Source organism: Micromonospora palythoicola (genome assembly GCF_036689795.1).
Classification (GTDB): domain Bacteria; phylum Actinomycetota; class Actinomycetes; order Mycobacteriales; family Micromonosporaceae; genus Micromonospora; species Micromonospora palythoicola.
In genome coordinates, this window is sequence record NZ_JBAGKI010000009.1 from 108,372 (window position 1) to 119,797 (window position 11,426).

General features: G+C 73.7%; 10 protein-coding genes and 1 riboswitch. Of the genes, 7 read left to right on the plus strand and 3 right to left on the minus strand.

Going from position 1 to position 11,426, the window contains the following annotated elements:
- The first annotated feature begins 2 nt into the window (after positions 1 to 2).
- The gene (gene fabF / locus V5O40_RS06595) at positions 3 to 1,229 is read left to right on the plus strand and encodes a beta-ketoacyl-ACP synthase II (RefSeq protein ID WP_281581964.1); all 1,227 of its coding nucleotides are present in this window, start codon (positions 3 to 5) and stop codon (positions 1,227 to 1,229) included.
- A gap of 136 nt (positions 1,230 to 1,365) precedes the next feature.
- Positions 1,366 to 2,001 (plus strand): lipoprotein, encoded by a 636-nt coding sequence (locus tag V5O40_RS06600; protein WP_332904627.1) that lies wholly within the window; start codon positions 1,366 to 1,368, stop codon positions 1,999 to 2,001.
- Positions 2,002 to 2,010: 9 nt separating this feature from the next.
- Here V5O40_RS06600 and V5O40_RS06605 read toward each other — a convergent pair whose 3' ends face one another.
- Positions 2,011 to 3,744 carry a glycoside hydrolase family 3 protein gene (locus tag V5O40_RS06605; RefSeq protein WP_332904628.1) on the minus strand — a complete coding sequence of 578 codons (1,734 nt, stop codon included), beginning with the start codon at positions 3,742 to 3,744 and terminating at the stop codon, positions 2,011 to 2,013.
- Positions 3,745 to 3,794: 50 nt separating this feature from the next.
- Positions 3,795 to 4,286: a DUF3145 domain-containing protein gene (locus V5O40_RS06610; RefSeq protein WP_164449338.1), complete on the minus strand. Its 492-nt coding sequence runs from the start codon at positions 4,284 to 4,286 to the stop codon at positions 3,795 to 3,797.
- A 304-nt stretch (positions 4,287 to 4,590) separates the two neighbouring features.
- Between V5O40_RS06610 and V5O40_RS06615 the strand changes: the two genes are divergently transcribed.
- The gene (locus tag V5O40_RS06615) at positions 4,591 to 4,920 is read left to right on the plus strand and encodes a hypothetical protein (protein WP_269737656.1); all 330 of its coding nucleotides are present in this window, start codon (positions 4,591 to 4,593) and stop codon (positions 4,918 to 4,920) included.
- A gap of 78 nt (positions 4,921 to 4,998) precedes the next feature.
- Here V5O40_RS06615 and V5O40_RS06620 read toward each other — a convergent pair whose 3' ends face one another.
- Positions 4,999 to 5,655: a carbonic anhydrase gene (locus V5O40_RS06620; RefSeq protein WP_332904629.1), complete on the minus strand. Its 657-nt coding sequence runs from the start codon at positions 5,653 to 5,655 to the stop codon at positions 4,999 to 5,001.
- A 149-nt stretch (positions 5,656 to 5,804) separates the two neighbouring features.
- Between V5O40_RS06620 and V5O40_RS06625 the strand changes: the two genes are divergently transcribed.
- The 4 genes from V5O40_RS06625 (at position 5,805) to V5O40_RS06640 (ending at position 11,333) form a co-directional block, all read left to right on the plus strand.
- Complete coding sequence (locus V5O40_RS06625) at positions 5,805 to 6,728, plus strand: alpha/beta fold hydrolase (protein WP_332904630.1); 924 nt, start codon at positions 5,805 to 5,807, stop codon at positions 6,726 to 6,728.
- Between the two features lie 97 nt (positions 6,729 to 6,825).
- Complete coding sequence (locus V5O40_RS06630; protein WP_332904631.1) at positions 6,826 to 8,940, plus strand: HelD family protein; 2,115 nt, start codon at positions 6,826 to 6,828, stop codon at positions 8,938 to 8,940.
- Positions 8,941 to 9,023: 83 nt separating this feature from the next.
- The gene (locus tag V5O40_RS06635) at positions 9,024 to 9,941 is read left to right on the plus strand and encodes a cation diffusion facilitator family transporter (protein WP_332904632.1); all 918 of its coding nucleotides are present in this window, start codon (positions 9,024 to 9,026) and stop codon (positions 9,939 to 9,941) included.
- Between the two features lie 152 nt (positions 9,942 to 10,093).
- Positions 10,094 to 10,225, plus strand: a riboswitch (cyclic di-AMP (ydaO/yuaA leader).
- Between the two features lie 4 nt (positions 10,226 to 10,229).
- Positions 10,230 to 11,333: a coiled-coil domain-containing protein gene (locus V5O40_RS06640; protein WP_332904633.1), complete on the plus strand. Its 1,104-nt coding sequence runs from the start codon at positions 10,230 to 10,232 to the stop codon at positions 11,331 to 11,333.
- Positions 11,334 to 11,426 lie beyond the last annotated feature (93 nt).

Here is an 11,426-nt window from a genome sequence, read left to right on the forward strand (position 1 = left end):
TCATGAGTCGCATCGACGTCGTCGTCACCGGGCTCGGCGCGACCACCCCGCTGGGCGGGGACGTCGCGTCGACCTGGGACGCCATGCTCGCCGGCCGCTCCGGGGTGAGTCCGCTCGCCCAGGAGTGGTCCGCGCAACTGCCGGTCCGGATCGCCGCCCAGCTCGCGGTCGATCCGGCCGGTCTGCTGGACCGGGTGAAGCTGCGCCGGCTGGACCGCTCCGAGGCGATCGCCCTGATCGCCGCCCACCAGGCCTGGTCGGACGCCGGCCTGGCCGACTCCGGGCTCGACCCGGAGCGGCTCGGCGTCAGCGTCGGCTCGGGCATCGGCGGGGCGCTGACCCTGCTCGCCCAGGACGACGTGCTGGAGGCGTCCGGTCCACGGCGGGTCTCCCCGCACACCATCCCGATGCTGATGCCGAACGGCCCGGCCGCCTGGGTCGGCCTGGAGCTGGGCGCCCGCGCCGGGGTGCATTCCGTGGCCAGTGCCTGCGCGACCGGCGCGGAGGCGATCGCGCTCGGCCTGGACATGATCCGTGCCGGCCGCGCCGACGTGGTGGTGGCCGGCGGCACCGAGGCGGTGATCCACCCGCTGCCGATCGCCGGTTTCTCCTCGATGCGGGCGATGTCGACCCGCAACGACGAGCCGGAGCGGGCCTCCCGTCCGTGGGACAAGGGCCGTGACGGCTTCGTGCTCGGCGAGGGCGCCGGCGTCATCGTGCTGGAGCGTGCCGACCACGCCGCCGCCCGGGGCGCTCGGGTGTACGCGCGGCTCGCCGGCGCGGGCATCACCTCCGACGGCTTCGACATCGTCCAGCCGCACCCGGAGGGCGCGGGCGCGATCCGGGCGATCGCGAAGGCGATCACCGACGCGGACGTGGCGAAGTCCGACATCGTCCACGTGAACGCGCACGCCACCTCGACCCCGGTGGGCGACATCGCGGAGATCACGGCGTTGCGAGCCGCGCTGGGCGACCACCCGGTGCTCACCGCCACCAAGTCCATGTCCGGTCACCTGCTCGGCGCGGCCGGAGCGCTGGAGTCGATCGCCACCATCCTGGCGATCCGGGACGGCGTGGTGCCGCCGACGATCAACCTGGACGACCCGGACGACGGCCTGACCCTGGACGTGGCGGCCAACAAGGCACGGCACATGGAGGTGCCCGCCGCGCTCAACAACTCGTTCGGCTTCGGCGGCCACAACGTGGCGCTGGTCTTCACCCGGCCCTGAGCCGAATCGGCTGTCGGGAAACGCCGTGACCTGCGGCGTTTCCCGACACTCCGGGACCGCCGGCCCGACGACTTGACGCCCGCCCGCCACACCGCTTTGCTGGCTCCCTTGTCGATCGATGACGGGGGTTGGGTACGTGAAACGACTGACGATCGCGGCGGCGGCGACGCTGACCATCGGGCTGCTCGGTGGCTGCGGCGGCGCCGGGGAGGAGACCGGCGGCGCGACCGGCGAGCCGTGGTACGACGAGGTGGTCGCCGCCGCGGCCGTGGACACGGTCGGCGGCGGCGCGCCCTGCCCGCTGCCGGTCACCTTCGGGCTGGCCGACGGCTGGGCCGCCGAGCCGATCGAGACTCCGGCGGCCACCGACGAGTTGGGTGACCTCATGGCGGAGGCGCTGACCCGTCGTGGCGGTTCGACAGTGCGCTGCGAGCTGGACGGTCGGGCCGTGGTGCCGGGTTTCCTGCGGGTCTGGACGGCCGACGACCCGGGCGCGTCGGCCCGGCAGGCGCTTGAGGCGTTCGTCACCGCCGAGCCGGAGTCGAGCGGGCCGCAGTACCGCCAGACCCGCGCCGGCGACCTCGACGTGGTGGAGGCGACCTGGCTCAGCCGGCGGGCGCTCACCGACTCCGACGTGCGGGAGTGGGCGCTGGCCGTGACGGTGGCCGACCAGACGGTGCTCGTCGAGGCGAGCAGCACCAGCCTCGGTGAGCCGGTCGACGTGCTGCCGGCGTACCGGCTGGCCCGCGACACCCTCGTCGCGGCGCCCTGACCCGGGGGATCAGTCCGCGCAGGTGGTGGTGGGCAGCCCGGGCACCTTGACCGGCGAGCGGCCCGCCGGGCGGGTCTTACCGGCGAGCACGTCGGCGAGCGCGGTCATCGAGGCCCGGCTGGACGAGTAGGTGGCCAGCAGGGTGGCCGATTTCGCCTTGGCCAGCACGTAAGGGGTGTCCATGGCGACGGTGACGGCCGCGCCGGTCCGCAGGTCCTGCGCGCCGTCGCCGTAGCCGACCAGATGCACCACGGTGCCGCCCTCGGGCACCACCTTCACGCCGGCCTCGGTCAGTGCCCTGGTCAGCGCCGCCCGGGTGTGCGCCCGGCCGGCCGACGAGGTGACGGTGACCGGACCACGGACGCCGGTCGTGCCGCACCGGCCACGCAGCACGGTCACCGCCCCGGCGGCCAGCTCCCCGGCCGCCTCGCGGTGTGCCGGCGCACCCAGCGTGGACAACGCCGGTGTCGGTGGGTCGCCCAGGGTGAACTTCATGGTCAGTACGCGGGTGGCCGCCTCGACCAGCCGGCCGCGGGGCAGCGTGCCGTCGCGCAGCGCGGTCAGCAGCCCCTCGTACGCCTGCCCGACGTGCGGGGGCATGAGGATCAGGTCGTTGCCGGCCTTCAGCGCCCGCACCGCCGCCTCGCCCGGCGGGAAGCGACGGGCCGGCGCCATGTTCATCCCGTCGGTGATCACCACACCCTGGAAGCCGAGTTCCCCACGCAGCACCTCGGTGAGCAGCTTGTACGAGAAGGTGGCGGCCACACCCGGGTCGATCGAGCGCACGTCGAGGTGGGCCGACATCACGGCCAGCGCGCCGGCCTCGATGCCGGCGGTGAACGGCGGCCACGCCTCGGCCGCCAGCTCGCCCCGGGACTGCGGGAGCCGGGGCAGGTCCGTGTGGGAGTCGACGGCGCTGTGCCCGTGCCCCGGGAAGTGCTTGAGCGTGGCGGCCACCCCGGCGGACTGCAGCCCGCGTACCGCGCCGCCGACCTGGTCGGCCGCCCGCTGGGGATCCGAACCGAAGGACCGGGATCCGATCACCGCGCTGCGGGTCACCAGCACGTCGGCGACCGGCGCGAAGTCGACGTTGATGCCCATCGCGGTCAGTTCGGTGCCGGCGGCACGCCAGGCGGCCTCGGTCAGGTCCGGGTCACCGGCGGCGCCGGCACCGAGCGCGCTGGGCAGCATGGTGACCCCGTCGGTGATCCGGGTGACCACGCCGTACTCCTGGTCGGTGCCGATCAGGAGGGGCGCCGCGCCGGCGGGCAGCCGCCCGGCGGCCTCGCGCAAGCCGGTGGTCAGGTTGCGGACCTGCTTCGGATTGTCGACGTTCGTGGTCTCCTGGTTGCCCTGGGTGGGGTCGTCCGCGCTGAAACCCACCAGGATCAGCCCACCGAGGCGGTACTTCTCGATCATCTCGGCGGGCGTGTCCACCCCGGCCAGCGCCCGGTTGCCGGCCGCCGAACCGGCCGACACCTTCGTCGCGTGGTCGCCGTAGGCGTACGGCATCAGCACCTGACCGACCAGGTCCTCGTCGGCGAGTTCGCCGACCAGGGTCGCGGCCAGGGTGGCCGGATCCTCGGGCGGGGCGCTCGACGGCGGCGGGGGCGGCGGGACCGGGGTCGAGGCGGGGCCGGCCGAGGGACGTTGACCGGCCCCGGAGCAGCCGGCGACGAGCAGCGCGGTCACCAGGCCGAGCGCGGTGGCGACGCGCCGAGGGGTAGTCGACACGCGGACCATCCCACCAGTTCACCGCGTACCGGGCAACTTGACCTCCGCCCGCGCCCCGGTCAGCCCACCCGGGTGAGCAGGGTCACCGGTGCACCGTCCCCGGCGTGACGGTACGGCTCCAGTTCGGCGTCCCATGCGGTGCCGAGTGCCTTGTCGAGGGCGTGCGCCAGGGCCTCCGGCGCCCGCGCCCCCGCCATGATGCTGCGCAGCCGGTCCTCACCGAGCTGGATGTCCCCGGCGGCGCCCACGGTCGCCCGGAACAGGCCCCGGCCCGGCACGTGCATGAAGCGCTCACCGTCGACGCCCGGACTGGGCTCCTCGGTGACCTCGAAACGGATCATGGGCCACTGCCGGAGGGCAGCGGCCAGTTCGGCGCCCGTTCCCGGGCGACCGGACCACCCGCACTCGGCCCGGCGGGCGCCGGGGTCGACGGGCTGGGCCGTCCACTGCAGGTTGACCGGCGCGGCGAGGACGCGCGCGATCGCCCACTCGACGTGCGAGCACACGGCGAGCGGGGTCGAGTGGACGTATACGACGCCACGCGTTGGCACGGTGACCTCCCGGAGTGCGAGGTGCGTCTTCCCCTACGACCTCGCCCGATCCGGGCTTGTGGAACACATGATGACTGCTGTGACGGATGGTACGCCAGGGAATCGGAAAATCCGCCGCCCGGAATACCCGGACAGGTGACCGGGGTTCCACCTCGTGACGCCGCGATGACCAGCCGGCATCGTGGGTCGTGTACAGTTCCATCGGCGGCCTGTGCCGCGTAAGCCTCCGCGGGTCTCGCCTTGACGGCGCCCGCACCAGCCCCCGGACGTTCCGTCCTCCGTACGTCTTGCAAGGAGTACCTCCGTGGCGAGCAACACCTCTAAGACCGCGCGCGCGTCAGTCCGGGCCGGCCAGGCTGGCCAGGGTGGCGCCCTCAGCGTGCTGGGCGAGTTCAAGTACCTCATCCCGCTCAACGGCGGCAAGCACGCCTACGTGCGGAACCTCACCAACGGCAAGACGGCGCACCTGCGCACCGACTCCGAGGCTTTCGTCGAGGAGATCCGGGTGCTGGCCGCCGCCGGGCACGCCGCCAAGATCCGCGCCGAGCTCAACGGTCTCAACGCCGCCCACCCGGGCGACGGCTGGGACGCCACCGAGAAGCGTCTGGTCGAGGCCGGCGTCTTCGAGGCCTGATCGGCCGAGGGCGCGTCGCGCCCGCTCCGTACCACCTGTGCACGCCCGTCGGGTCACCCCCGGCGGGCGTTCACCGTCTCAGGCCCGTTCCGGCGGGTCCAGCAGGGCCACCTCACCGGTGGCGAGGTCGTAGACGGCTCCGGTGACGGCGAGCCGGCCGGCGGCGACCGGCGGGGTCAGCCTGGGGTCGGCGCGCAGCGCGGCCACGGTACGGACCACGTGCCGACGGACGGCCAGCGGCAGCAGGTTCCTCTCGTCCAGCCCCACCTCGGTGACCGCCGGCGCGATCCGGTCGACCAGATGGGCGAGCGCGCCGGCCGGACGCCGGCCGGTACGCAGGGAGTCGATGGTCGCCTGCACCGCGCCGCACCGCTCGTGACCCAGCACCATCACCAGCGGCACGCCCAGCACCTCGACCACGTACTCGATCGAGCCCAGCACCGCCCGATCCAGGACCTGCGCCCCGGTGCGGATGACGCAGATCGATCCGAAGGTCTGGTCGAAGATCGCCTCCAACGGCACCCGCGAGTCGATGCAGCCGAGCACCACGGCGTACGGCTGCTGGTCGCCCGAGGCGGTCGCGGCCGCCGCGGTCACGTCGTGGCCGTGCACCGGTTGCCCGCTGACGAACCGCCGGTTGCCGGCGAGCAGCTCGGCCAGGGCCGCGCGCGGCGTGCCCCCGCGGGCCTGGCCGGCGAGCGCGGAGCCGGCGGGTGTGCCACCCCTGGTTGCCATGCCTCTCAGCCTGGCCGGGTCGTCGCCCCGGCGGAGCCGATCGACGAGATCTTCTCAACACCCCGGTTGGCGTGTTGTCATGACGGGTAGCCGGTGTTACCACCGGGTATCCCCGGTGTTACGCAACCGTGCGCCGTGGGGAGGTGGCAATGCCGGAGCCGACCGAGGTACGGCTGGGCGACGACGTACGCCTGCACGTGGAGACCGCCGGCCCGACCGACGCCGAGGTGACCGCCGTGCTGCTGCACGGCTGGACGCTGGACGGACGCAGTTGGCACCGGCAGCTGGCCGCCATCCGCGAGACGTTCGGCTCGGTCCGGGTGGTCACCTACGACGCGCGTGGGCACGGCCGGTCCAGCTGCATGGCCCTGCCCACGGCCACCCTGGCCCAGCTCGGTGACGACCTGGCCGCGGTGCTGGACAGGGTGGCGCCCACCGGCCCGGTGGTGCTGGTCGGCCACTCGATGGGCGGCATGACGATCATGGAGTACGCGCACCGCCACCCGGACCACTTCTCCCGGCGTACCGCCGGACTGGTCTTCGTCTCCACCACCGCCGAGGGCCACACCCACACCGTCTACGGCCTTTCTCCCCGGATCGCCCGGATCATCCGGCTGGCCGAGACCACCGGCGCGGGAGTCCTCGCCCGCTGCGGCGCCTGGCGACCGCCCCGGGCGCTGCTACGGGCGCTGCGCCCGAGCATCCGGTGGATGCTCTTCGGGGACCGTTGCGACCCCACGGACATCCGGCTGGTCACCTCGGCCGTCGCCCGCGCCTCGCTGCGGTCGATCGGCGGGTTCCGGGCCTCCATCGGCACCCAGCACCGGCTGGACACGCTCACCGCGCTGGCTCACCTGCCGGCCGCGGCACTGGTCGGCGACCGGGACCGGCTCACCCCGCCACCGTGCGCGGAGTCGATCGCCGCAGCGCTGCCGGCCACCGACCTGACCGTCTGCCCCGGCGCCGGACACATGCTGATGATGGAGCGGCCCGAGGAGGTGAACGCCGCCCTGGCCGGCGTGTTGCGCCGGGTTCTGGATGATCTCCCGGCCGGACGGCGCGTCCCCGGCTGACCGCCGACGGCCTCGGCCAAGGTGCCCCTCCGGCCAGGTCGGACGCGGGGCGTAATCTCGTGCGGTTGGTCGGGCGGCGTCACGAGGAGAGCGAGCGGTGGACCAGAGCACCCTGGATCAGGAGATCGCCGCCGAGCAACGGCATCTCGACCGGGTGTACGCGCGACTGGCCGAGCTGCGCCGATCCGCCGTCCGCGCGGAGCGGGAGGGGTACCGGCTCGCCCGGGTCGGCAACTTCGGTGCGCTGGTCGAGCGGGACGCGATGGTCTTCCACGCCGCGCAGCGACGTCACGTGCTCGACGCCGAGTACGAGGGGCTGGTCTTCGGCCGCCTCGACCTGCGGGACGGGCAGACCCTGTACGTCGGGCGACTCGGTATCCGCGACGAGGACGCCACCACTCTGGTGGTGGACTGGCGGGCCCCGGCCGCCGCCGCCTTCTACCAGGCGACGCCGGCCGAGCCGCTCGGCGTCGTCCGGCGCCGCACGATCCAGTCCAGCCGCGAGCGGGTCACCCGGATCGAGGACGACCTGCTGGACCCGGACGCCGCCCCACCGGACATGCCGGTGGTCGGCGACGGCGCGCTGCTGGCCACCCTGTCCCGGACCACCGGTCGCGGCATGCGGGACATCGTGGCCACCATCCAGCGCGAGCAGGACGAGGCGATCCGCTCCCCCGGCTCGGGGGTCACGATCGTCTCCGGTGGCCCGGGCACCGGCAAGACGGCGGTGGCGCTGCATCGCGCGGCGTACCTGCTCTACACCGACCGCAGCCGGTACGCCGGTGGCGGCATCCTGGTGATCGGCCCCTCCTCGGTCTTCGTCGAGTACATCGCCTCGGTGCTGCCGTCGCTCGGTGAGGACACCGCCACCCTGCACTCGCTGGGCACCCTGTTCCCCGGGGTGGTGGCCACCCGCACCGACCCGCCCGACGTGGCGGCGGTCAAGGGTTCGCTGCGGATGCGCCGGGTGCTGGAACGGGCCGCCCGGGACGCGGTGCCCGATGCCCCGCCCGAGCTGCGCCTGCTGTACCGGGGCACGCTGCTGCGGCTGGAGCGGGCCGAGCTGGACGCCATCCGCGAGCGGGCGCTGCCCCGTGGCGCCCGCCGCAACGAGGTGCGTCGGGCGGGCTTCGACGGCGTGCTCGCCGCGCTCTGGGCGCAGGCCCGCCGGCTGGGCATCGCCGGGCTGCCGGAGCAGCGCGCCTTCGAGGACGAGCTGATCGACCGGACCGATTTCCGCGACTTCCTGAAGGCGTGGTGGCCCCGGCTGCATCCGCGGCACGTGCTCGCCTGGTTGGCCGATCCGCAGCGGTTGCGCCGGTACGGCGCGGGACTGCTCTCCGGTGCCGAGATCCGGCTGCTCGGCTCGGCGTACCGGGGGTTGGCCACGGATGGTCCGACCGTCGCCGACGTCGCGCTGCTGGACGAGCTGGACGCGCTGCTCGGCAAACCGATGCGCGCCGCCCGCCCGAAGCGGGACCCGTTCCAGTTGGCCGGTGGGGTACGCGAGCTGAGCACGTTCGCCGACCGGCAGCGGGCTGCCCGGCAGGCCGCTCGGGAGCGCCCCGAGGACTACCGCGACTACGCCCACCTGGTGGTCGACGAGTCCCAGGACGTCTCACCGATGCAGTGGCGGATGGTGGGCCGGCGCGGCCGGTTGGCGTCCTGGACGGTGGTGGGCGACCCGGCGCAGACCGCGTGGACGGGGGATCCGCAGGAGCTGGCCCGGGCCCGTGACCAGGCGCTGGGTCGCCGTCGTCGGCACCGCTTCACCCTCACCACGAACTACCGGAACTCGGCCGAGATCTTCGCGGTGGCGGCGGCCGAGATCCGGCGGGCGTACCCCGATCTCGCGCTGCCCACCGCGGTCCGCTCCACCGGGATCGATCCGGTGCGGCTCGTGGTGCCGGCCCCCGAGTTGGAGGCGACCGTCGTGACGGCCGCCAGCGCCCTGCTCGGCGAGGTGGAGGGCACCGTCGGGGTGATCACCCCGGTGCCCCGACGGGATCAGGTCGCGGCCTGGCTGGGGGCACGTGGCGGCGATCGGTTGCAGGTGGTGACCAGCCTGGAGGCCAAGGGCATGGAGTACGACGGGGTGGTGCTGGTCGCCCCGGCGGAGATCCGGGCGGAGCCCGGCTCCGGTGTCCGTACTCTCTACGTCGCGCTGTCCCGGGCCACCCAGCGGCTGACCACCGTCGACCCGACCGGTTAGCGATCACGAGGCCCGACGATTGCACTCATAGCGATGTTGGCATAGGTCCGTCCCCGGCTCGCCGGACGACGGAAGGTGTCTGGGTGGGTGCCGGCCATGACCACCACCACGCTGCGGTGTCGACCGCCGCGCGCCGCCACTCCGGCCGGCTGTGGGCGGCGTTCGCCCTGCTCGGTGCGCTGACGGTGATCGAGGCGGTCACCGCGTTGCGGACCGGTTCGCTGGCCCTGCTCTCCGACGCCGGACACATGTTCACCGATGTGCTGGGCATCGGGATGGCCCTCGCGGCCGTGGCCGCCACCCGGCGGGCCGACACCGACCCGCAACGCACCTTCGGGCTCTACCGGCTGGAGGTGCTCGCGGCCCTGGCCAACGCGGTACTGCTCTCGGGCGTCGCGGTGTACGTGCTGGTCGAAGCGGTACGTCGCTTCGGAAATCCGCCCGAGGTGCTCGCCGGCCCGGTTCTGGTGGTGGCGGCGCTCGGCCTGCTCGCCAACGTCGCCGCGTTCGCACTGTTGCGTCCGGGTGCGCGGGAGAGCATCAACCTGCGGGGGGCCTACCTGGAGGTGCTGGCGGACCTGCTGGGCTCGCTGGGGGTGATCGCGGCCGCCCTGCTGATCGCGGTGACCGACTGGTGGTGGGCCGATCCGCTGGTGGCGGTCGCGATCGCCGGGTTCATCCTGCCCCGGACCTGGCGCCTGGGCCGGGCGGCGGTACGCATCCTGGTCCAGGCCGCACCGGAACACCTGCAGGTCACCGCCGTGCACGACCGGCTGGCCGCGGTGCCGGGCGTGGCCGGCGTCCACGACCTGCACGTCTGGACGTTGACCTCCGGCATGGAGGTCGCCTCCGCACACCTGACCGTCAGACCGGACGCCGATGTCGGCACCGTCCTGGCGGCGGCCCGTTCGGCGCTGCGCGAGGACTTCCAGATCGACCACGCGACCCTCCAGGTCGAGCCGCGTACCGACCCCGGGGGTTGCGGGGCGGTGCGGTGGTGACCAGGCCAATCGGGTAAAAGTAGGTTGTTGTCCGATTTGCTCTGGTTCACTAGTCAACAACCGAACACCAGCAGTAACAGCAGCTGCACCGGTCACGTGCGCACCGGTAGGCTCTGACCCGGCCATCGCCAGGCGGCACCCACCGGTGCCGGCGGCGGCCGCCGCCTAATCGCCCGCCAGGGCGAACCGGGGAACCATGTTCCTGGGGTGTATCCGCGCCAGCGGTAGGGATCTTCCGTCCCGAACCCGTCAGCTAACCCGGTCGGCGGCTGACGGAAGGACATGTGCATGCCAGCAGTGGCAACGGTAAGACCGGCCGCCCGTACGGCGGCCCTGATCGCCGCCGCGCTCGCCCTCACCCTCGGCGTCGCGCTGGCTCCCTTCTCCCCAGCGACCGCCGCACCGCAGGCGTTGCGGGCGGCGGCACCGGGAGATGTGGACGACGAGGGTGGCACCCCGGCCCTACGGGCCCAGCTGGAGGCTGCCAGCAAGGGCTACCTCGACGCCAAGACCGCGCTCGACCGCTCGGTGAAGCGGCAGAAGAAGCTGGCCGAGCGGCTCAAGACGACCGAGAGCCAGGTCGCCGAGCGCGGTACCAACGTCGCCGAGATCGCCGCTCAGGCGTACCGCACCGGACGGCTGGGTGCCGCTTCGGCGCTGCTCAACAGCGGGTCACCGGCCGGTTTCATGGATCGGGCGGCGGCGCTGGACGCGGTGGCCGCGAACGAGGACCGCGCGCTGCGGGAACTCCAGACCGCCCGGGACGAGGTCAGCGCCACCAAGCAGGCCCTGGACGCGGAGATCCAGGAGCAGCGCAAGCAGGTGGCCGTGATGGCCAAGCGCAAGGACCAGGCCGAGCGGGCGTTGACCGTGGCCATCGAGCGGGACGAGGCGGCCGAGCGGGCCAGGGCCGCCGAACGGGCCGCCCGGTCACCGTCGCGTAGCGGCGGGTCGAGCCCCACCGCCAAGCCGGCTCCGCGCAACTCCGACGGGTCGTGGCCCTCGGAGTCGTGCAGCGTCAACGACCCCACCCCGGCCAACGGCTGCATCACCCCACGCACCCTGCACGCGTTGAAGCAGGCCAAGTCGGCCGGCTTCACCCGGTACGTCTCCTGCTACCGCTCCGGCGGCTCCGGCGAGCACCCGAAGGGTCGGGCCTGCGACTTCGCGGCCCAGAAGAACGGCTTCGGCGGGGACGCCACCGGCGGTGACCGCTCGTACGGCAACAACCTGGCGGCGTACTTCGTCAACAACGCCGACCGGCTCGCGGTGCTCTACGTGATCTGGTACAGGCAGATCTGGTTGCCCAGCAGCGGCTGGAAGTCGTACAGCGGTGCCCGTGGTGACCCGTCCAGCGACCACACCAACCACGTCCACCTGTCGGTGTACTGACCTCCTCGTCGCGGGGGGGGGGGCGCGCCGGGCGGCGCGGGGGCCACCGCGGGGGGGGGGGGGGGGGGGCGGGGGGGGGCCGCCCCGGGGGGC